19 protein-coding genes are annotated in these 20,084 nt (G+C 71.1%); 3 read left to right on the top strand and 16 right to left on the bottom strand.

Translation table 11 applies throughout. The annotated features are described in order from the left end of the window. Window positions 1–71: 71 nt before the first annotated feature. The 8 genes from VFW79_RS12905 to sqr form a co-directional block, all read right to left on the bottom strand. Window positions 72–1,736 carry an ABC transporter ATP-binding protein gene (locus VFW79_RS12905; RefSeq protein ID WP_329677694.1) on the bottom strand — a complete coding sequence of 555 codons (1,665 nt, stop codon included), beginning with the start codon at window positions 1,734–1,736 and terminating at the stop codon, window positions 72–74. Then, window positions 1,733–2,794, bottom strand: coding sequence for an ABC transporter permease (locus tag VFW79_RS12900; protein ID WP_329677693.1), 1,062 nt, complete (start codon window positions 2,792–2,794; stop codon window positions 1,733–1,735). The genes VFW79_RS12905 and VFW79_RS12900 overlap by 4 nt, the downstream gene beginning before the upstream one ends. After that, the gene (locus tag VFW79_RS12895; protein ID WP_329677723.1) at window positions 2,794–3,792 is read right to left on the bottom strand and encodes an ABC transporter permease; all 999 of its coding nucleotides are present in this window, start codon (window positions 3,790–3,792) and stop codon (window positions 2,794–2,796) included. Before VFW79_RS12895 ends, VFW79_RS12900 begins: the two co-directional genes overlap by 1 nt. A 69-nt stretch (window positions 3,793–3,861) precedes the next feature. Continuing rightward, the gene (locus tag VFW79_RS12890; protein ID WP_329677692.1) at window positions 3,862–5,481 is read right to left on the bottom strand and encodes an ABC transporter substrate-binding protein; all 1,620 of its coding nucleotides are present in this window, start codon (window positions 5,479–5,481) and stop codon (window positions 3,862–3,864) included. Between the two features lie 400 nt (window positions 5,482–5,881). Further along, a complete protein-coding gene (locus VFW79_RS12880; RefSeq protein WP_329677691.1) occupies window positions 5,882–6,685 on the bottom strand; it encodes a phosphatase PAP2 family protein in 804 nt (267 codons plus the stop codon). Between the two features lie 156 nt (window positions 6,686–6,841). Next, the gene (locus VFW79_RS12875; RefSeq protein WP_329677690.1) at window positions 6,842–7,360 is read right to left on the bottom strand and encodes a DsrE/DsrF/DrsH-like family protein; all 519 of its coding nucleotides are present in this window, start codon (window positions 7,358–7,360) and stop codon (window positions 6,842–6,844) included. A 29-nt stretch (window positions 7,361–7,389) separates the two neighbouring features. Beyond that, window positions 7,390–7,704: a TusE/DsrC/DsvC family sulfur relay protein gene (locus VFW79_RS12870; RefSeq protein ID WP_329677689.1), complete on the bottom strand. Its 315-nt coding sequence runs from the start codon at window positions 7,702–7,704 to the stop codon at window positions 7,390–7,392. A gap of 12 nt (window positions 7,705–7,716) precedes the next feature. Further along, complete coding sequence (gene sqr / locus VFW79_RS12865) at window positions 7,717–8,973, bottom strand: type III sulfide quinone reductase, selenoprotein subtype (protein WP_329677688.1); 1,257 nt, start codon at window positions 8,971–8,973, stop codon at window positions 7,717–7,719. Window positions 8,974–9,106: 133 nt separating this feature from the next. On the opposite strand from sqr, the gene VFW79_RS12860 reads away from it, so the two are divergent. Next, window positions 9,107–9,736 (top strand): uridine kinase, encoded by a 630-nt coding sequence (locus VFW79_RS12860; RefSeq protein ID WP_329677687.1) that lies wholly within the window; start codon window positions 9,107–9,109, stop codon window positions 9,734–9,736. 33 nt (window positions 9,737–9,769) lie between these two features. Here VFW79_RS12860 and VFW79_RS12855 read toward each other — a convergent pair whose 3' ends face one another. From VFW79_RS12855 to VFW79_RS12845, 3 genes are read right to left on the bottom strand one after another with little or no spacing between them, the layout of a single operon-like run. Further along, window positions 9,770–10,813, bottom strand: a complete 1,044-nt coding sequence (locus tag VFW79_RS12855; protein ID WP_329677686.1) for an NAD(P)/FAD-dependent oxidoreductase — start codon at window positions 10,811–10,813, stop codon at window positions 9,770–9,772. Continuing rightward, a complete protein-coding gene (locus VFW79_RS12850) occupies window positions 10,810–11,370 on the bottom strand; it encodes an isoprenylcysteine carboxyl methyltransferase family protein (RefSeq protein ID WP_329677685.1) in 561 nt (186 codons plus the stop codon). The genes VFW79_RS12855 and VFW79_RS12850 overlap by 4 nt, the downstream gene beginning before the upstream one ends. Beyond that, window positions 11,367–12,452: a type III polyketide synthase gene (locus VFW79_RS12845; RefSeq protein WP_329677684.1), complete on the bottom strand. Its 1,086-nt coding sequence runs from the start codon at window positions 12,450–12,452 to the stop codon at window positions 11,367–11,369. The genes VFW79_RS12850 and VFW79_RS12845 overlap by 4 nt, the downstream gene beginning before the upstream one ends. Before the next feature lie 80 nt (window positions 12,453–12,532). On the opposite strand from VFW79_RS12845, the gene VFW79_RS12840 reads away from it, so the two are divergent. Next, on the top strand, window positions 12,533–13,375 hold the full coding sequence (locus tag VFW79_RS12840; RefSeq protein ID WP_329677683.1) for a UbiA family prenyltransferase: 843 nt from the start codon (window positions 12,533–12,535) through the stop codon (window positions 13,373–13,375). Between the two features lie 22 nt (window positions 13,376–13,397). On the opposite strand, the gene VFW79_RS12835 is transcribed toward VFW79_RS12840, so the two are convergent. From VFW79_RS12835 to VFW79_RS12825, 3 genes are all read right to left on the bottom strand, one after another. Then, window positions 13,398–14,711: an alpha/beta hydrolase gene (locus VFW79_RS12835; RefSeq protein ID WP_329677682.1), complete on the bottom strand. Its 1,314-nt coding sequence runs from the start codon at window positions 14,709–14,711 to the stop codon at window positions 13,398–13,400. A gap of 8 nt (window positions 14,712–14,719) precedes the next feature. After that, window positions 14,720–17,218 (bottom strand): DUF2156 domain-containing protein, encoded by a 2,499-nt coding sequence (locus VFW79_RS12830; protein ID WP_329677681.1) that lies wholly within the window; start codon window positions 17,216–17,218, stop codon window positions 14,720–14,722. A 361-nt stretch (window positions 17,219–17,579) separates the two neighbouring features. Further along, on the bottom strand, window positions 17,580–17,981 hold the full coding sequence (locus tag VFW79_RS12825) for a TraR/DksA family transcriptional regulator (protein WP_329677680.1): 402 nt from the start codon (window positions 17,979–17,981) through the stop codon (window positions 17,580–17,582). 110 nt (window positions 17,982–18,091) lie between these two features. On the opposite strand from VFW79_RS12825, the gene VFW79_RS12820 reads away from it, so the two are divergent. Next, window positions 18,092–18,991 (top strand): diacylglycerol/lipid kinase family protein, encoded by a 900-nt coding sequence (locus VFW79_RS12820; RefSeq protein ID WP_329677679.1) that lies wholly within the window; start codon window positions 18,092–18,094, stop codon window positions 18,989–18,991. A gap of 42 nt (window positions 18,992–19,033) precedes the next feature. Here the strand turns inward: VFW79_RS12820 and VFW79_RS12815 are convergent, their stop codons facing one another. Then, entirely contained in the window at window positions 19,034–19,801 is a 768-nt protein-coding gene (locus VFW79_RS12815) for a phosphatase PAP2 family protein (RefSeq protein ID WP_329677678.1), read from the bottom strand. A 27-nt stretch (window positions 19,802–19,828) separates the two neighbouring features. Further along, the coding region (locus tag VFW79_RS12810; RefSeq protein ID WP_329677677.1) for a DUF1206 domain-containing protein at window positions 19,829–20,084 on the bottom strand (256 nt) is incomplete at its 5' end.

Raw genomic sequence — 20,084 nt, 5'->3', positions numbered from 1 at the left:
TCCCGCGTGATTGCCACGTCAACTGTACGTGGCCCCCGGGGAGGGCCAGGCGAGCGCCCGAGCCGAAGGGCTCAGGCGAGGTTGGCCGCCGCGCGGCGCCGCTCCCGCTGCTCGGCCGGATCGGGCACCGGAACTGCCGCGAGGAGAGCGCGGGTGTAGGGGTGCGCAGGCGCACGCAGCACCTCGGCGGTCGAGCCGATCTCGACCAGCTTGCCCCCGCTCATCACCGCGACGTCGTCGGCGACCAGGTCGATCACGGCCAGGTCGTGGCTGATGAACAGGCACGCGAAACCCATCTCGGCCTGCAGTCGCTGGAAGAGCGCGAGCACGGTGGCCTGGACCGACACGTCGAGCGCACTCGTCGGCTCGTCGGCGATGAGCAGGTCCGGCGCGAGCACGAGAGCCCGGGCGAGGCTGACCCGCTGGCGCTGACCGCCGGACAGCTCGTGGGGGTAGCGCGTCGCATACGCCGCGGGCAGCTCGACGGCCTCGAGCAGCTCGGCCACGCGACGGTGCCGGGAGGCGTCGTTCCCGACGGCGTGGACCGACAACGGTTCGGAGATGCACGCACCGACGCTCGCGCGGGGGTTGAGCGACGCCGCCGGGTCCTGGAACACGAAGCCGAACCGCCGGCGCAGCGCGCGCAGCGTGGCGGGCGAGGCCGTCCGCAGGTCGGTCCCGAAGACCTCGATGCTGCCGACGGCAGCGGGCACGAGACCGACGACCGCGCGGCCGACCGTCGTCTTGCCCGAACCGGACTCGCCGACCAGGCCGAGCACCCGCCCCGGCTCGATCGTCAGGGAAACGCCGTCGACCGCGCGCACCCGCGGGCTCCCGAGCCGTCCCGGGAACTCGACCACGAGGTCCTTGACCGCCAGCGCGGGCGTCGAGGTGCCCGCGCGGGGGGCCGGCGCCTGGGCGTCGACGTGCGACCGTCCTTGTCCCAGGTGCGGGACCGCAGCAAGCAGCCGCTGCGTGTACGGGTGGGCCGGTGCCGCGAAGATCTGTGCGGCCGTCCCCTGCTCGACGACCTGTCCCCGATACATCACGACAACCCGGTCGGCCAGGTCGGCGACGACGCCCATGTTGTGCGTGATCAGGACGATCGCCGTGCCGAGCCGGTCCCGTAGGTCCCGGAGCAGCTCGAGGATCGCCGCCTGCACCGTGACGTCGAGGGCCGTGGTCGGCTCGTCGGCGATGATCACCTCAGGCTCGCACGCGATCGCGATGGCGATCATGACGCGCTGCTTCTGCCCGCCGGACAGCTGGTGCGGGTACGAGTGGGCGCGGCGGGCCGGGTCGGGGATCCCGACGAGGTCGAGGAGCTCGACGGCGCGAGCCCGGGCTGCCCGGCGCGACAGGGGTCGGTGCGAGCGCAGCGCCTCGACGACCTGCCAGCCGACCGTCCGGACCGGGTCGAGCGACGTCGCCGGCTCCTGGAAGATCATGGCGATCCGGTCGCCGCGGATCCGCCGCATCGGCTCGCCCCGCAGCCCGGTGAGCTCGGTCCCGTCGAGCTGGGCCGATCCCTGGACCGTCGCGGTGCCGGGCAGCAGGCCCAGGAGCGCGCGCGAGCTCACGGACTTGCCGGACCCCGACTCGCCGACGACCGCGACGATCTCGCCGGGTGCGACCTCGAAGCTCACCTCGCGGACCGCGCGGACGGGGTCGGCATCGGTCTGGAACGTGACGCTCAACCGGTCGAGCCTCAGCATCGGAGGCGTCGGGACGCTCATCGGTCGTCCTCTGTCGTGGGTATGGCGGCGGCGGGGGAGGCGGACTCGCCCGCGACCGGGTCGAGGTCCCCGGCTCTCGCTATCTCGTCCTCGTCCGCGGTCGACGTCCCACCGCCGCGCGTGCGCAGCATCGGGTTCAGGACATCGTTGAGGCTCTCGCCGACGAGGGTGACCCCGGCGACGACGAGCACGATCGCAAGACCCGGGTAGACGCCCGTCCACCAGATGCCGTTGGTCGCGTCGGCCAGCGCCTTGTTGAGGTCGTAACCCCACTCGGCAGCGGCAGACGGCTCGATGCCGAAGCCGAGGAAGCCGAGACCGGCGAGCGTCAGGATCGCCTCGGACGCGTTGAGCGTCGCCAGGACCGGCAGGGTCTGGGACACGTTGGGCAGCACGTGACGGAACATGATCCTGCTCGAGCGAGCCCCGGTGATCCGGGCGGACTCCACGAAGGGCTCGTTCTTCACGGAGACGGTCAGGTTGCGGACCACCCGGAAGTACTGCGGGACGTACACCACGGTGATCGAGATCGCGGCGGCGAGGATCCCGCCGAACGGCGTCGATCGACCGCCCGAGATCATGATCGAGACCACGATGGCGAGCAGGAGGGACGGGAACGCGTAGAGCGCGTCGGTGACGAGCACGAGGACCCGGTCGAGCACGCCGCCGAAGTAGCCGGAGACCAGCCCGAGCGGGACACCGACCAGCAGCGAGATCGCGACGGCGAGCACGATGACGGTCAGCGCCGTGCGGGCCCCGAACAGCACGCGGGAGAGCACGTCCTGGCCGCCGACGGTCGTGCCGAACAGGTGTGCGGCGCTCGGCGGCTGCTGCGTCCCGAAGATCACACCGCCGGCCCGGTCGGCGTTGAAGCCGTAGGGCGCCAGGAGCGGAGCGAGCACTGCTGCGGCGATGAACAGGGTGATCACGGCGATGCCGCCGAGGAGCATCCCGCGCTGCAGGCCGTGCGTGGACCGGAGCAGCGCGACCCCGGGGAGGCCCTTGCGCGGCGGCGGTCCCGCGAGCCCTTCGGTCTCGATGGTGACGATGGCGCTCATCAGTACCTCACTCTCGGGTCGACGAGAGCGTTGATGACGTCGATGAGGAAGCTCGCCAGGGCCACGACGACCGCGATGGCCGTCACCAGTCCCTGCACGGCGACGAAGTCGCGGGCGAGCAGGTAGCGCGACAGCACGTAGCCGAGCCCCTGCCACTCGAACGTGGTCTCGGTGAGGATCGCCCCTCCGAGCAGCATGGCGATCTGCATGCCCATGACCGTCACGACCGGGACGAGCGCGTTGCGGAACGCGTGCTTGCGCACGACGAGCCGCTCCGGGACGCCGCGGGCGCGCGCCGCCGTGACGTAGTCGGTGCGCATCGTCTCGATCAGGTTGATCCGGATCAGGCGGATGAACACCCCGGCGGTGAGCAGCCCGAGGGCCAGCGCGGGCAGGATCGCATGGCGCAGCACGTCGAGGACGTAGCCGGTGTCGCCGTACAGGATGGCGTCGACCACCATGATGTTGGTCTTCGGGTTCACGTTGGTGAGCGCGACCTCGACCCCCGCGGACGCTCGGCCGGAGGCGGGTAGCCAGCCGAGCGTCGCGGAGAAGAGCAGCTTGAGGAGCAGCCCGACGAAGAACACCGGTGCGGCGTACACGAGCACCGCGAACATCCGGATGCTCACGTCCGGGAGCCGGTCGCGGTAGCGCGCGGCGAGCCGCCCCAGCGGGACCCCGACGAGGAACGCGATGAGGAGCGCCCACACGCTCAGCTCGAGCGTCGCGGCCCCGTTGGTGATGAGCACCTCGCGGATCGCACGGTGGTCGGTCAGCGCGGTGCCGAAGTCACCGTGCAGAAGACCCGCGAGGTACTCGCCGTACTGGGTGAGGATCGGTCGGTCGAAGCCTGCCGCAGCCCGACGTTCCGCCAGCTGGGTGGCCGACAACCGCCCCCCCTGGGAGGCGGTGATCGGGTCGCCGATGACGCGCATGAAGAAGAACACGACCGTGACCAGGATCAGCACGGTAGGGACGATCAGTGCGAGTCGGACCAGCAGGTAACGAACGAGAGGGCTACGCGGGATGAGCCGCCGAGGAATGGTTGCGGCGAGCGAAGACGTCGGTCAGCCCTTCGTCAGCACGGCGTAGCGGAACTGGAACGACGCGTTGAGCGTGTCCTTGACCCCGCTGACGCCATCGCGAGCGACGGCGACCTGCGAGCCCTGGAGCAGCGGGATCGTGGACAGGTACTTCTCGGCCATGACCTGCTGGATCTTCGTGATGGTCGCGAGACGGCTGGTCGTGTCCTTGTCCGTCCGCTCCGACGCGAGCAGGGTCGAGATCTCGTCGTTCTCGAAGTGGTTGCCGAGGAAGTTGCCCTTGTCGAAGAACGGCGTCAGGTAGTTGTCGGCGTCCGAGAAGTCCGGGAACCAGCCGAGCTGGTAGGCCGGGTAGGCGTCGGCGGTGCGCTCCTTGGCGTACGTGACCCACTCGGTCGACTGGAGCTGCACCGAGAAGAGCTTGGTCGCCTCGAGCTGGCGCTTGACGGCGTTGTACTCCTGGTCGGAGCTCGGCCCGTAGTGGTCGGGGTTGTACTGCAGCTGGAGGGTGACCGGGGTCGTCACGCCGGCGTCGGCGAGCGCCTTGGTGGCCGCGGCGACGTCGGGCTTGGTGCCGTAGAGGTCCTTGAACGGCGTCGCGGCACCCGGCAGGCCCTCAGGCACGTAGGAGTACAGCGGGGTGTATGTGTCCTTGTAGACCTGCGTCGCAATCTCCTGGCGGTCGAGCGAGTAAGCGAAGGCCTTGCGGATCGCGAGCTTCTGCTCGGGGGTGTCGCCCGGCATCGTGTTCATGTTGAACACGACGTAACGGATCTCACCGCCGGGACCGGTCACGACGCTGACGCCCTTGGTGGTCTTCAGGCTGTCGATGTCGGTCGCCGTGAGGCTGCGGGTCGCGACGTCGATCGCGCCGCTGGCGATGTCGAGCTTGAGGTTGTTGGCGTCGGCGTAGTACTTCAACGTGACGCTGTCGTTCTTCGGGGCGCCCTGGATGCCCGAGTAGTCGGCGTTCTTGGCGAGCACGACGAGCTCGTTCTTCTTGTACGAGGAGATCGTGTACGGGCCCGCGAAGGCCTTCGCCGTGGCGATGGCGGAGTCGTCGAGCAGCGCGTCGGCAGGGAAGGTCTTCTCGTCGACGATCGGGCCGGCGGGTGAGGCCAGGACCTGGGCGAACGTCTGGTCGTTGGCCGACTTGAGCGTGAAGGCCACGGTCTTGTCGTCGGGGGCGGCGATCGACTCGACGTTGCCGAGCAGCGACGACGGCCCGTTGGCGTCGGCGATCTTGATCTGGCGGTCGAAGCTGTACTTCACCGTCGAGGCGTTGATCGGGTTCCCGTTCGCGAACTTCAGACCGTCCCGCAGGATGCAGGTGTAGACCGTGTCGGACGTGAACTCGCAGCTCTTGGCCGCGTCAGGCGCCAGCTCGGCACCGCCCGGCTTGAAGCTCATGAGGAACGGGTAGACCTGGACCTCGATGTTGAACGAACCGTTGTCGTACGAGCCGGCCGGGTCGATCGCCGTCACCTTGTCCGTCGTCCCGACGAGGATCCCTGCCCCAGCCGCCGCACCCGCGGTGCTCGTCGCGCCGCCGTCGGTGCGACCCGCGCCGCACGCGGTCAACGCAAGGAGGGTCACGGCTGCTGCCGCGACCGCTGCGACACGGCGGTTGATGCTCGTCTTCACGGTGGTCCTCTCGGAGGTGGATCTGGGGTTCGTCGGGGCTGTCCCGGCGCGCTGCTGACAACGCAGGCGCGTCTCGGATACCGCACCGAGAGTTTCCCACCGCTGTGTTAACCCAAGGTATCCCCCCAGGTTACGTCTCGGTAACAGTTAGGTCACCCGACTCTGATCGCCGTACCGTGCCGCGGGTCAGACTCGGGGTGGCGCGACGCCGCACGGCATCGACCGCGGCGATCGCCTCCTTGAGCGCGAGCCCTTCCGGCGGGTACGCAGCGTCGTCGTCATGCTGTAGAGCGGCAGGTCCCGGATCTGGATCTCGACGAGCTCCAGGCATGGCGGGGCCAGGCGGATCAGGGCCTTGGCGAGCGTGCGGTTGATCGACGCCTGCGCGAGGCGGGTGCTGTCACCGTGGCGGGACCGCGCGACCGATGGCCTGGGGCAGGGGTCCGTTCCCGCCGCCGACGCGCACTGCCACGACCGCGACGATGAACGCCACGAACGCCCCCGCGGCGTCGAGGACGAAATGGTTGCCGGTGACGACGACGACGAGGAGGGTGACGGCGGGGTACAGCATGCCGAGCGCCTGGACGGCCGGCCGGCGCACGTGCCTGGCGATGATCACACCGCACCACAGAGACCACCCGACATGCATCGACGGCATCGCCGCGTACTGGTTCGACGCGCTCGTCACCGGCTCGGAGGCGGCGACCCCCCAGGTTCCCCAGGCGCGCACGGTGTCGACGAACCCGCCGCCCGCCATGAGCCGCGGCGGCGCGAGCGGGTAGAGCCAGTAGCCGACGAGCGCGATCAGGGTCATCACGAGCAGGACGCCTCGGGCCGCGCGATAGGCCTGCGGTCGCCGCCTGTAGAGCCACACGAGGAGGGTCAGCGTCACGGCGAAATGCATCGTCGCGTAGTAGTAGTTGGCCGGGACGGCGAGCCATTCGACGCGGCCGAACCGAAGGTTCAGTCCCTGCTCGACGTCGAGGCCGAGTACGCCTTCGAGGTCGAGGATCGCCGTCGCATTGTTCTGGGCGCGCCCGACCTGGGCCGGTGCGGCGTTGCGGATCACCGAGTACAGCAGGTAGACGAGGCCGAGGAACACCAGCTCACGCCACCATCGGAGCCTCGTGAGCCCCTCGTGTGCGCGCGTGGCCGCGGCATCGGCGGACCGCGAGTCCGCGGGGCCAGCGAGGACATTCGGCACACCAGGAGTCTTACCATTCCCCGGTTCGCCCAGCGCCGGCTTTCTGGAAGAGATCTCGGCTGCTGTCGGCGATTGTGGCTGGAGGCGCCGAATGCGGCCGACTCGATGGTGCCGGCCGGTGCGGGGAGCCAGGCAGCTCCCCGCACCGGCCGTGGTTCAGATGAAGAGCAGCTGAGCACCCTCGGTCATCTCGATGAAGTCGCTCGCGCTGATGATCCCCTCGACCTCGTCGTAGAGGTCCGCCTCGGTCAGGTTGTTCATGTCCGCGGACATCCGGCAGGCCCACAGGTGGCCGCCGGAGGCGACGATCTGCTCGAGGAACTCGGGCACCTCGGGGACGTCGAGGTCGGCGATCGACTTCTTGAACTTCGACGTCGCCATGCCGGTCATGCCGGGAAGGCCGCCCAGGCCCTGGGGCATGTGGGTCGCGGTGTTGCCCAGCATGGTGAACTTCAGGTCGCCCATGGTCTTCTTGTTGATCATGTCGAAGCCCCAGAACGTGAAGAACATGTGGACCTCGACGCCTTCGCCGAGCGCGGCGTTGGCAAGGATCAGCCCGGGGTAGGCCATGTCCAGGTTTCCCTTGGAGCAAATGAAGGCGATCTTGCGACCGGCTCCGGCGTCCACGTCGAAGTTGGGGATGACGGCGGGGGTCGTGTCGGGGGTCGTGCTCATGGTGGGTTCCTCAGGTCTCGTCGGGACGGTCAGACGCAGCCGTGCGGCTTGGGCAAGCCGGCGACGTACGCGATCTTCTTCGCGGGCTTCTGCGGGAACAGCGCGAAGAGCTGCTTGACCGGGATGCCGCCGACGGTCGCGATGCGCCGCAGGGTCGCGGTCTCGCCCTGAGTGGCGAAGTCGGCGCGCAGGAACCGGATCGCCGCCCAGTGGTCGTCGGTGAGGGTCAGGCCGATCTGCTCGGCGAGCACGCGAGCGAGCTCCTCGTCCCACTCGGCGGGGTCGGTGAGGAAGCCCTCGGCGTCGACGTGGATCTGGTGACCGGCGAGCGTGGTGACGGGCATGGTGATCTCCTTCTAGTCGGTGGACGACGTCGTGGTCGGCACGGTCTTGCCGGCCATCGACATGAGGGTGGGCACGGGCATCCGGCGGCCCGGCAGCAGGATGTTCCAGTAGATCCAGCGGAACGCCAGCTTGCCGAGGTGGTTGGCGCGGGTCTCCTTGAGCAGCTTCATCGGGCCGATGTACGGCACGGGGTACGAGCCGGGCAGCGGCTCGGTGTCGTAGTTGAAGTCGATGAGCAGGCCCTTGCCGTCCCCGGACTCGATGAAGCAGTTGGCGTGACCGTCGAACGCTCTGGTCATCGGCTTCCCGGCGATGTGCTCGAGGAAGTTGTCGACGAAGATGTCGACCGCGAAATGGGCGACCGACCCGGCCTTCGAGGCCGGGATGTCGCTCGCGTCGCCGACCGCGAAGATGTTCGGCCAGACCTTCGACAGCAGGGTGTGCTTGTCGACCGCGACGTAGTTGAGCTCGTCGCCGAGCCCCGACCTCGCTACGAAGTCGGCACCCATGTTGATCGGGATCGTGACGAGCAGGTCGAACGGGATCTCGCGCTCGTCGTAGGACACGAGGGTCTTGGCCTCGGGGTCGATGTGCTCGACGAGGAAGTCGGCCTCGACGACGATCTTGCGGTCGTCGAGCATCGAGCCGAGGCGCTCGGATGCGATCGGCTTGGTGAACGCGCCCGGCAACGGCGTGACGTAGACGAGCTCGACGCGGTCGCGCAGGCCCTGCTTGCGCAGCCAGGCGTCGGCAAGGAACGTGAACTCGAGCGGCGCGACCGGGCACTTGATGGGCATGTCGGCGATGTGGACGACGAGCCGGCCGTGGTCGAAGTGCCGCAGCGCCTCGGCCAGCGCGAGCGAGCCGTCGAGCGTGAAGAAGTCGAAGATGCTGCGGCGCCACTCGGAGCCGAGCATCCCGGGTGTCTGGTCAGGTCGCGGCGACGTTCCGGACGCGATGACCAGGTAGTCGTAGCGGATCTCCCGTCCGCCGGTGAGCGTGACGGTGCTGCTCCCGGGGTCGATCACGTCGACCTCGCCGATCACGAAGTCCACGTGGTCCGACAGGAACTTGTGCCGTGAACGCGTGACCTGCTTGGGGGAGTAGGTCCCGAACGGGAGGAAGAGGTAGCCGGGTTGGTACGGATGGACGTCGTCGCGGTCGACGACCGTGATGTCCCACGTGCCGACGTCGAGTCGGCGTCGCAGCTTGTTGACGATCATCGTCCCGGCCGTGCCGGCGCCGAGCACCAGCAGTTGCTTCTTCACGGCTCACTCCTTCGTGCGGGGTGTGTCCCCTTGCCTCTCATCACGGTACGGAGCGGTGGCGACGGATCATGTGACCAAGGTCCCGCGTACCCCATGGGGTATCTCTCATGACCTGATCGACCAGACTGGCGGGGTGCGCTTCCAGCCGATGTCCACGGACGCTCTCGTCGAGCACGTCGTCGCACTCGTGCTGCAGCGCGCCGCCGATCGGCGGTGGCGGCTCGCGGTCGACGGTCCGCCCGTGACCCGACCGCGGGACCTCGCCGATGCGCTCGTGGCTCCGCTGCGTGCGCACGGCCGACCCGTCGTCCGGGCGCACGCAGACGACTTCCTCCGACCCGCGTCGCTGCGCTGGGAGCACGGTCGTCGAGATGTCGACGCGTTCTACTCCGATCGACTCGACCTCGGCGCGATGTCGCGCGAGCTGCTTGATCCCCTCGGCCCGGACGGCACCGGGCGGTACGTGCCGTCCTTCTGGGATGCGGCGCTCGAGCGCGCGACCCGCGCACCGCACGAGCAGGCGGCGCCGGGCGCGATCCTCGTGCTCGACGGAAGCCTGCTGCTCGGACGAGGACTCGCGCTCGACCTGGTGGTCCACCTGTCGGTGCGCCCCGAGACGCTCGCTCGCAAGACGCCGCCCGACGCGCGGTGGACGCTCCCCGCGTTCACGCGGTACGCAGAGGAGGCGGCACCTGAGGTCGTCGCCGACGTCGTGGTCCGCGTCGACGACCCGCGGCATCCCGCTGTTCGGTTCGATCCGTGAGGACGCGACCCGGCGTCGCGGACCTGCGCGACGTCAGCCCGCGATCGCGTTCACGACCCGGCCGAACACGGCGGGTGCGCGGTGGGCCACCGGCACGATCGCGCTGCGGGCCGGCGACGAGGCCCAGGCCAGCAGACCGGTCGTCAGGAGCCAGTAGTCCCGGGTGACGTGCGCCCAGGCGCGCTCGTAGCCGGCCGGGTCGTCGAGGTACTCGATCGCTGCGGCCGCCTGGGCGAACCCGACCCGGAGGCCCTCACCTGTCAGGGCGTCGACATAGCCGGACGCGTCGCCGACCAGGCGCACGTTGCCGATCGTGCGCCGCACGCTGCGTTGCCGCAACGGGCCGGCACCGCGCACCGGCCCTGCGGCCCGGGCGCCGGCGAGGTGCTCGACGAGCTCGGGGAACTCCGTCAGCGCGGCGTCGTAGTCCACCGACCTCGGCCCGAGCAGCGCGATCCCGACCAGGTCCTCGGCCACCGGTGTGACGTACGCCTCGGCACGCCGACCCCAGTAGACCTCGACGAAGTCGCTCCACGGCCGGACGGCGAAGTGGCGGCGCAACCCGTAGCGGGACGGCACCTGCAGGCGTCCGGGGCGCTCTGCGGGCACCTGCAGCCCGGTGCGGCGGCGGACGGTCGAGTGCAGCCCGTCGCACGCCAGGAGCCAGCGCGCGCGAACCCCGGCGGCCTCGACCATGCCCGGACCGTCCGTCACGGCGCCGAGACGACCCGTCACATGCTCGACCCCGAGCTCGAGGCTGCGGTCAAGCATCGCGGTGTGGAGCGCGGTGCGCCGCACACCCCGGCCGAACCCCGAGTCGAACTCGTGCTCGGCGTGCCGGTGCCGGTTGCGGTAGCTGATCCCGACGATGCGGTGCCCCGGAGGGTCGACGCCCAGGCGTTGGAGCGCCGCGAGCGCCCCTGGCATGAGCCCTTCGCCGCAGGCCTTGTCGATCGGTGCCGTCCGCGGCTCCACGACGATGACGCTCAGGCCGACGAGCCGCGCCTCGATCGCCGCGGCGAGCCCGACCGGCCCGCCGCCGATGACGAGCACGTCCGCGTCGAGGTGGGCGCTCATGCGCGCTCGCTGCGGGTCGCCGCCGAGGGTGCGGCACCGAGCGGCGACAGTCCCAGCGCGCGCTCCTCAGCGGGGATGCGGAAGCGCCCGAGGAGCACCGCATTCAGCGCGGTGAAGAGCAGCGCGGTCACCCACGCGCCGTGGACCAGGGGGAGGGCGAGACCCTCGACGACGACGGCGACGTAGTTGGGGTGACGGAGCCACCGGTACGGGCCCGAGCCGACGAGCGGCAGACCCGGAACGATGATCACGCGCGTGTTCCAGCGGGTCCCGAGCACGGCGATGCACCACCACCGCAGCACCTGGCTGGCCAGCGCGGCCGCGAGGGCCGGCCAGCCGAGGGCAGGCAGGAACGGGCGGCCGCCCAGCACGGTCTCCGCGGCGCACCCGACCAACAGGGCCGTGTGCAGGGTGACCATCGCCGGGAAATGGCCCCGACCGTGCTCGACGCCGCCGCGCGCGAACGACCAGCGCGCGTTGCGGGCCGACACCACGAGCTCCGCGAGGCGCTCGACGGCGACCGCGCCCAGCAGGACGAGGTAGACGGCGACCGTCATGGTCGGCCCCCGGTGACCGGCCGACGGAGCAGCACGACCTCGGCGCTGACTCCCGGTCCGAACGCGAACAGCACCGCAAGACCGCCCGGCGCGGGGTCTCCGTCCGCCAGCACGTCGGACAGGATGTGCAGCACGGACGCGGAGGACAGGTTGCCGACACGCGCGAGCGATGCCCGGCTGCGGGCGAACGCGGCCGGCGGCAGGGATAGGGCATGCTCGGCGGCCTCGAGGATCCGCGGCCCACCGGCGTGGGCGATCCACGTCGTGACCTCGGCCGGCGCAGCCCCGTGCGCCGCGAGGAGCGCCTGGACGTCCGCGCCGATGTGCTGCTCCACGACGTCGGCGAGGCCCGCACCGAGGACGATCCGGAAGCCGCTGCCGCCGATGTCCCACCCGAGCGCCCCGGTCGAGTCCGGGTAGAGGACGCTGCGCGCCCCGACGACCTCGAGCCCGGGCGTGGCCATCGACGCCGCGCGCTCGTCGCCGACCATGACCACGGCGGCGGCTCCGTCCCCGAAGATCCCGCTCGAGACGAGGTTCGCCGTCGAGTCGTCACCGTGCTGGGCCGTCAGCGAGCACAGCTCGACCGACAGCAGCACCGCCACGTCGTGCGGATGGCCGACGAGGTAGTCGTGGACCCGGGCGATCCCCGCCGCGCCCGCGACGCAGCCCAGACCGAAGGACGGCAGCCGCTTCACGTCGGGCCGTAGGCCCAGCCGTCCCACGAGCAGGGCGTCGATCGACGGCGCGGACACGCCCGTCACCGAGGTGAAGAGCAGGAAGTCGACGTCGGTGGGAGTCAGGCCGGCGTCCGCGAGCGCCGCGCTGACCGCCCTCTCCGCGAGCTCGGAGCCGATGGCCACGAACAGGTCGTTGGCCTGGTCGAACGACGTCAGACCTGCGTACTTCTCCAGCGGCAGCGCCAGGTGGCGGGTGTCGACGCCGCTCGCCGCATGGAAGCGGTCGAGGACGGCGCGGCGGTCGGGGCTCGACGTGAGGAGCGGACCGATCGTCGCGGTGATCTCCGACTGGCTGTAGCGGTGCTCGGCAACGACCGGTGCGACGGTGACCAGGTGCGACATTTCGGCATCGTGTCATGCCGCAGGCGTTCAGCACAGGAATTGCTAACCTCAGGCGCCCGGGCCGACGAGGGGAGCAGGCGATGTCGTGGTCGTCGCGGGTCCTGCGCGGTCTCGTCCTGGCGTGCCATCCGGGTCCCGTCGTCGTCGTCACCGGGCTGGCGGCTGCTCTCGCCGCGGGGATCGGCGCCGTTCCCGCAACGACGCTGCTCATCGCCGCCGCAGTCCTCACCGGCCAGCTCTCGGTCGGCTGGTCGAACGACTGGCTCGACGCGTCGCGTGACCTTGCGGTCGCCCGCCCGGGGAAGCCCGTGGTCGCCGGGCTGCTCGATGCGCGGGCTCTGCGCACGGCGGCCCTCGCGGCGGTCGCCGCGTGCGTGCCGTTGTCGCTCGCGACGGGATGGCTGCCCGGCACCGTGCACCTCGTGGCGGTCGCGAGCGCGTGGGCCTACAACCTGGTGCTCAAGCGCACGGTGCTGTCCTGGCTGCCCTACGCGGTGTCGTTCGGGCTGCTGGTGCAGTTCGTCACGCTCGCACAGCCCGGGCGCCCCGTCGCGGCCTGGTGGGCGACGGCGGGCGCCTCGCTGCTCGGCTTCGGAGCGCACGCCGCCAACGTGCTGCCCGACCTCGAGGACGACGCGGCGACCGGCGTCAGCGGGTTGCCGCACCGGCTCGGCCGCGAACGGACGACCCTCGTGGCCCTCGGTGCGCTCGTGGCGGCCGTGGGCCTCGTGGTCCTGGCTCCCGCTGGGCAGCCTGCTCCCGCCGCCTGGGCCGGCGGAGGAGCGGCCGTGGCGCTGGCGGGCGTCGGCGCCGTCGCCTCGCGCACGGACCCGCGCAGCCGGCTGCCGTTCACCGCGGCGATGGCGGTGGCCGTCGTGTGCGTCGTCGTGCTCGTGCTGGCGGGTCCCGCCATCGCACGCTGATGCCGGACACCGTCGCGCTGCGCTACGGCTGGCTCAGCCCGAGCCGCGGGTAGAGCACGGCGAACCCCTCCTCGAGGCCACCGTTGAGCGCGCCGATCACGTGGCCGCCGTTCGGGACCTCGAAGTACGTGACCTGGATCCCTGCGGCCTTGGCGGCAGCCGCCACGCGCTTGGCGCCCGGCATGTACGCCGGGTCGTTGGTCGACACCGTGAAGATGCCGACGGTGTCCGGATACGTGTGCTGCGCGAGGATGACCGAGGGCTTCTGCGCGTCGTACGCCTTCTGGTTGCCCTGGAAGATGTCCTTGAGCACCCCCGCGGAGTGGTCGGCCCCGGGGTACTCCTCTCCGGAGATGTCGAGGACGTTGCCCCACAGGTCGGGGTACTTGGCAGCGAACGAGATGGCGCACTGCCCACCGTTGGAGTACCCGGCGATCGTCGTGTGTGCCCTGTCCGTCATGACGTTGAGGTGTGTCCGCGCCCAGGGCAGGACGTCCTTGTTGACGTAGCTGTCGACCTTGCCGAACTGCGCCGTGTCGAGACAGAGCGTGTCCTTCGTCGGGTCTCCCAGCTGGTCGGCGACGACGACGATCGGCGCAAGGCCCTGGTGCGCGGCGGCATAGCGGTCGAGGACCGCGGCGACGTACTGAGGATCGGGGTTCCCCGGCTGGCCCATGAGCAGGACGACGAGGGGCAACGTCGGCGGGTGCGCGGTCAACGCGGCCGGTGGGAGGTAGATGCCGGCCGCCCGGGCGGTGAAGCCCGAGACCGTGCTGGGGATCGACTGGATACCGGTGGTTCCGACGTCCGGCATGCCGGCCGGCGCGGTCCAGGTCTGCCACAGCGGACCGGCGGCGGCGGTCGCAGTGGCGGTGCCTGTGCCTGTGCCGGACGAGGCGACGGGAGCGGGCAGTGCCAGCTGACCGACGGTCGCCACACCGACCAGGGAGCCCACTGTCGGGTTGAGGCCGTACAGCGCGTTCACGCCGAGCACCGAGGCTGCCACCAGGACGAGAGATCCGAGCACCGCCCCGACCTTCCGTCGCACGGTCGAGCGGCGCCAGTTCATCGCAGCAAGGCCGAGCGCAGCACAGCACCCGACGACCCAGGCGCGCGTCGACCAGCCGAGCGCAGTGCCGAACACGTCCGCGACGCCCTCCACGAGCCACAGCGCAAGCACGCCGATCATGGCCCCACCCACCACGCCGGCGGCGGCGAGCGCCGGCCACCGGGTCGTCCGGCGAGCGGCCAGCAGGATCACGGTCATCGCAGCGAGGGTGAATGCGGTGCCGAGGACGACCGGTGTGAGTACCGGGAAGCGAAGCAGGGCGTGCACGAGACTCCTCATGAGCGGGTCGCGGTCGGTGTTCGGACCGTTGTGTGGTCGGTGGGATCGGGTACTCGGGCGTCCGCCGCGTCGGGGTCGTCCAGGGCGAACGCGTCGCGGGGCATCGAGGACGCCTCGGCCGGCAGCACCGGGGGACAGACCTTCGCGTCGTGCGCGGAGCTCAGCATCAAGCGGTTGAAGAGCCGCAGAAGCATCCCGAGGGATGCGTCGGGGACATACGCACGCGCGACCGCCCGACCGATCGCGGGGAGCGCCGCCGCGTCCGCGTAGATCAGGTACAACGGTCGGAGCTCGGGCTGGAACTTCGCCTTGAAGCGCATGAGCGACCGGAAGCCGTACACCGGCTCGAGCCTGGTGCCGACGAGGTCGAGCAGCCGGTCGAGCGGATCGGATCGGGCCGCGGCCGCGGCTGCGTCGGCGCCGCCGGGGCCAGAGGTCCCCTCGATGCGAGCCAGCGGCGCCCCGGACAGGCTCAGGACGGAGTACCCCTCCGCCCGGAAGTCCAGGGCTGCCTGTGCGATGAGGAGCTCGGTCCCGTGCCGGAACCCGTCGGTCCGCCGGCGCATGAAGTCGATGGTCCATCCCGTCACGGCGCCGGCCGCGTAGATCGGGAGCCACGAGGCGACCGCGTGGACCGACCCCGCCGCGTCGACGACCACCGAGCACCGCACGTGCGGGTCGTTGAGCTGGTCGACGCCGCCCAGGGTGAAGCCCATCTCCGGCAGCTGCTGCTGGGCGACCCACTCTTCCGAGATCGCCTGGATCTGCAGGACGATGCTGATCGGCGCGTTCCGGTAGTCGATCCACTCGGTCCGCATGCCCTCGCGGCGAGCCCGGTTGAGCGCCGTGCGGACGTCCTGGAACCTCTTCCCGGTGAACGCGACCGACCCGAGCGGAAGGACGGTCTCCTGAGCGATCTGCACGCTGCCCCAGCCGGCTGAGCCGCAGATCTCCTCGAGGTCCGCCGTCGCCGAGTAGAAGCAGGGCGCGATCCCCGTCGACTCGCAGTAGCGGGCGAACTCCATGACGGCCGCCGCACGCTCGGCCGCCGGACCGACGGGGTCGCTGATCGTCAGCGCCACACCCTGGATCACGCGGTACGCGATGTAGGTGGTGCCGGTCGAGCTGAACCAGTACTGGTTGTCGCGCCACAGCCCCATCCACGCGAGCGTCGGCCCGCCGTGCTCGACGAGGATCGCCTGGGCCGCGGAGTTCTGGCTGCCGGTCTGGGCGGGTCCGGCGGGCCGACCGCGCGAGACGAGCACGCAGACGCCGGCCCAGAAGACAACGCCGATCCAGTCGAAGAGGACGTGCGCCACCGGACCCGTCGGGAGGCGCTCAGGCAGGGCGCCGAGCGCCACGCCAGCGGGTGCGAGCCGCAGGGGGAAGTCAGTCAGGAGCGACCACGCCGTCGGTCCCGTCGCCCACTGCCCGCCGACCCCGAGGCCGACCGCCACGTACACAGCGGCCGACACCGTCAGCAGCGCGGCCACGCGGAGTCCCAGTCGGCGGTAATGCCCGACGGGGGAGCCCACAGTGAACAGGTCGCGGCCAAACAAGAGGACGCCGACCACCGCCGTCAGCGGGACGACGCAGGGCAGCACGAGATGGGTGAGCAGCAGTGCGGGCTGCTGGTCGGTCAACGACAGCGTGGCGACCGCGCTGCCCGCATCAGCAATCGTCAGGAAGTAGTCCGCCACTGCGACTGCGGCGAGGACGCCTTCGAGTGCCAGTGCGGCGACCCACGCGCCGCGGTTCCCGCGCCGCAGCCCCGCAGCAGCGAGCAGCAGCAGCAGGGTCGGCAGGCAGGCCATGAGGGTCACGCCGATGCCGGGGTGCAGGTTGAGGCGGCCGATCGCGCAGGCGGCGGAGGTCGGACCCTCGGTGCACAGCTCTCGCACGGCGCGGGGAGCTGAGCCGTGGACGTCGGCGACCAGGTAGCCGAGCACCGCGAAGGGCCCGGTGGGGTGCGGGGTGACGGTGGCCAGCAGCGGGCCGACAGCCGTGGCCGCGACGATCACCGACGTCAGGACACGCGCCTCGTGCACCGAGCTCACCGGGCTGGGCCGGGCGGCCACCCGGACAAGCCGACGCCCGAGGAGCAGTCCGGCGACCGAGGCGGCAACCAGCAGGACCGCAGCACCGCCACCGTCGAACAGCGCCATCGTGACGAACAGTGTCAGCGCCCCCGCGCGCAGCCGGCGCCGCCAGAGCACCGGGAGCGCCGCGCTCGCCGCAAGGGTCGACCCGATGACGCCGACGGTCGGCCCGCCGTAGTGGATCGCGAGGAACGCGTGCGTCCACGACGGCTCGAGCCAGCCGAGGACCAGCGAGCTTGCGGCCAGCGTCGCGCCGGCGAGCACGTGCGTCGCGACCAGGGCGAGCGCATACCGAGCGGTGCCGAGGCGCTGCTCGACGAAGACCCCGAGCGTGAGGAGCGCGATGGTGCCCCAGACGTAGCCGACGAGGTTGGTCGACCACAGGAACGAGGCCATCCACGTCAGGGGGTGTCCCAGGGAGGGCCTGCCCTCGAGGAGCACGGTGTGCCGGAGGGGGCCCCGAGGGCCACGCAGCAGGCTTCCGGTGCTCGCACCGACGACCCAGAACGTGACGAGCAGAGAGAGCGTGAGGGGCGCCCTCTGGGCCGCCCTTCCGAATGCGGTCGCCCATCCCGTCGGCGGCCCGTCTGTGCGGACCGTCGACGTGGAGTCGGCATTCACAGTCGTCTCCACGTCACCCTTCACCCGAGACACAGCGCTTCGTGGTCGGTCTGGAGAGTGGCAGGTCCGTCTGGGAGTGTCCTGGCAGCTACGTCGGAGATCCCTGGTAGTCAGGTCGCGAACGCCGCAGGGTGGGTCAGGTGCGCGCGCAGCCGATGCAGGTCCGGGCGACCGGGCGGGCCTCGAGGCGTTCGGGTGGGACCGGTTGTCCGCAGGACTCGCACACGCCGTAGGTTCCGTCGGCGATCCGGGTCACCGCGGCCTCGACCTCGTCCAGGTGGTGCCGCGCCTGCTGGACGAGGGCGTCGATCTGCGACCGCTCGAAGGCAAGGGTCGAGCCTTCGGGGTCGTGCTCGTCGTCGTCGTTCGAGCTCGCGGTCGCGTCGACGAGCTCGACGAAGTCGGCCGTCAGCTGGCCTAGCCGGCGCAGGGTCTCCTCGCGATCCACGGCCAGGAGGTGCGCGAAGTGGTCCGGGTCCAGGCGCCGCGGCGGGGCGGACGGCGTGGAGTCGGCGGCGGGGGGTCTCGTGGCAGGCATCCGACCATGGTGGCACTGAGAGGGCGTCACGGCCCGCGCTGGCCGCGCCGGGCGCTTCACGAGACGGTACGGTGCACCGACCCCTCGCGCGAAAGGCCTGGTAGCTGACGATGGCAACGAATCCGGTGCGCCCCGCCGTGGTGCTCAACCCCAGCAAGTTCGCCGCCGGTGCTGACCCGCGCCGTGAGATCGGGCGCGCTCTCGAGGCGGCCGGGATCGACGACGTGCTGTGGTTCGAGACCACGGCTGAGGATCCCGGGCGCGGCCAGTGCGCCGATGCGCTGGCGGCCGGTGCGGATCTCGTGCTCGCGTGCGGCGGGGACGGCACGGTGCGGGCCTGCGCGGCAGCACTGACGGGCGGCGACGTGCCGCTCGGCCTGCTCCCGGCGGGCACCGGCAACCTGCTGGCCCGCAACCTCGGCATCCCGACGGACCTCGAGTCGGCGGCCAAGGTCATCGGCGCCGGCCACCTGCGGCGTATCGACGTCCCCGCGCTCGACGGCGAGCCCTTCGTGGTGATGGGTGGCGCTGGCTTCGACGCGCAGCTGTTCGAACGGACGTCCGACGAGCTCAAGAGTCGTATCGGCTGGGCGGCCTATGCGCTCGCTGGGGCGCGGGCGATGCGCGACGTCGAGCCGATGAGCATCACCCTCGAGCTCGATGGTCGGAGCGAGGTGGTGTCGGGCATCGGGGTCGTCGTCGGCAACGTCGGCACCCTCACCGGCGGGATCATCCTCATGCCCGACGCGGAGCCCGACGACGGCATGCTCGACGTCGCGATCCTGACGCCGCGGCGGTGGTTCCAGTGGATCGGGCTCGGGGTGAACATCGTCATCGGCCGTCGGCCACAGCCCTGGCAGCTGCAGCGGCGCCGGGCGGCCGAGATCGTCGTCCGCTGGCCGGCGCAGGTGCCCGTCGAGATCGACGGTGACCTGCGTGACCCGGCTGACGTCCTGACGTTCACGGTGTCGGCGCGCGCCCTCGCTGTCTGCGTGCCCGTCGACGAGTGAGCCGTGAGGCAGCGACGGCTGGCCTTGGTACGAGCCGAGGAGCTACCGGGCTGCAGTGGGAGCGCGGACGGACCGTGCGTGCGTGCCGTGGCTCGGTCGCAGGGGAAGCAGCGTGGTGATGACCACGGCCAACCACAGCGCCCCACCGATCGCACCGAACAGCACGTCGCTCGGGAAGTGCATGCCCCGGTACAGCCGCGAGAACCCCACCACGAAGGGGACGGCGAACAGCACGCACCCAGCGAGGCGTGACGCGACTCCCGGCCACAGGACGAGCAGCAGGATGGCCACGCAGCCGTAGAGCGCGATCGCGGCCGCGGTGTGCCCGGACGGGAAGCTGGACGTCGGCGGAGCGGGGTCCAGGCGCTCGACGGCGGGGCGAGCCCGGTGGACCGTCGCCGTGATCGCCACGAACACGAGCAGCTCTCCCGCGATCGCCGCGACGACGATCCACGACTCGAACCAGCGCCCCAGGCGCCACCGCAGCAGCAGCACGACCACCACCGTCACGGCGATAGCGGTGTAGGTGTCGGAGATGCTGCTTCCGATGTGGGTCGCGGTGTTCATCGTCGGCGTGCGATGCGCCACGAGCCAGTCGATGGTGCGTGCGTCCCACGACGGCGGGCCGTCAGGGCTGATGACGTGGGTGATGAGCAGGCCGATCAGGGCGATGACGGCCCAGATGCCCACAGCGCCACCGGCGAGGCGTAGCGCGACGGCCTTGCCGCTGCTGCGGTCGCGTGGGCCATCGGAGGCGGCGGAGGGGCCCCGGTGCGACGGGACGGCGGACGCGGAACGCGAGGAGGGCATGGGTGTCCTTCGTCGGATGGTCGGAGGTCAGACGCGGCGGTAGCGGGCCTCGACGAGGCCGTACAGGCCGAACGCCACGAGGCCGAGGCCGGCCAGGGTGAGCAGGACGGGCCCGAAGGGCTGGTCCCGCAGGGTCTTGAGTGCGCCGTCGAGCCCGCCCGCCTTGTTGGCGTCGTAGGTCCAGGCGGCAGCGACGACGAGCCCGCCCGCGAGTGCGAAGACGAGTCCGCGCGCCGTCGTCCCGACCCGCCCCAGCTGGGTGACCAGCGTGCGGGCGCGGGGT

The sequence above is a fragment of the Cellulomonas sp. genome (assembly GCF_036279715.1).
Taxonomy (GTDB): Bacteria; Actinomycetota; Actinomycetes; order Actinomycetales; family Cellulomonadaceae; genus Cellulomonas_A.
Note: the sequence above shows the minus strand (reverse complement) of the source record. Positions and strands in the feature narration are given on the sequence as shown.

Coding starts and splice junctions, on each gene's coding strand:
- VFW79_RS12815 (WP_329677678.1), bottom strand. CDS start 19,801: ATGCCCTCCTCGCGTTCCGCGTCCGCCGTCCCGTCGCACCGGGGCCCC.
- VFW79_RS12820 (WP_329677679.1), top strand. CDS start 18,092: ATGGCAACGAATCCGGTGCGCCCCGCCGTGGTGCTCAACCCCAGCAAG.
- VFW79_RS12840 (WP_329677683.1), top strand. CDS start 12,533: ATGTCGTGGTCGTCGCGGGTCCTGCGCGGTCTCGTCCTGGCGTGCCAT.
- VFW79_RS12825 (WP_329677680.1), bottom strand. CDS start 17,981: ATGCCTGCCACGAGACCCCCCGCCGCCGACTCCACGCCGTCCGCCCCG.
- VFW79_RS12855 (WP_329677686.1), bottom strand. CDS start 10,813: ATGAGCGCCCACCTCGACGCGGACGTGCTCGTCATCGGCGGCGGGCCG.
- VFW79_RS12875 (WP_329677690.1), bottom strand. CDS start 7,360: ATGAGCACGACCCCCGACACGACCCCCGCCGTCATCCCCAACTTCGAC.
- VFW79_RS12870 (WP_329677689.1), bottom strand. CDS start 7,704: ATGCCCGTCACCACGCTCGCCGGTCACCAGATCCACGTCGACGCCGAG.
- VFW79_RS12830 (WP_329677681.1), bottom strand. CDS start 17,218: ATGGCCTCGTTCCTGTGGTCGACCAACCTCGTCGGCTACGTCTGGGGC.
- VFW79_RS12900 (WP_329677693.1), bottom strand. CDS start 2,794: ATGAGCGCCATCGTCACCATCGAGACCGAAGGGCTCGCGGGACCGCCG.
- VFW79_RS12905 (WP_329677694.1), bottom strand. CDS start 1,736: ATGAGCGTCCCGACGCCTCCGATGCTGAGGCTCGACCGGTTGAGCGTC.
- VFW79_RS12850 (WP_329677685.1), bottom strand. CDS start 11,370: ATGACGGTCGCCGTCTACCTCGTCCTGCTGGGCGCGGTCGCCGTCGAG.
- VFW79_RS12845 (WP_329677684.1), bottom strand. CDS start 12,452: ATGTCGCACCTGGTCACCGTCGCACCGGTCGTTGCCGAGCACCGCTAC.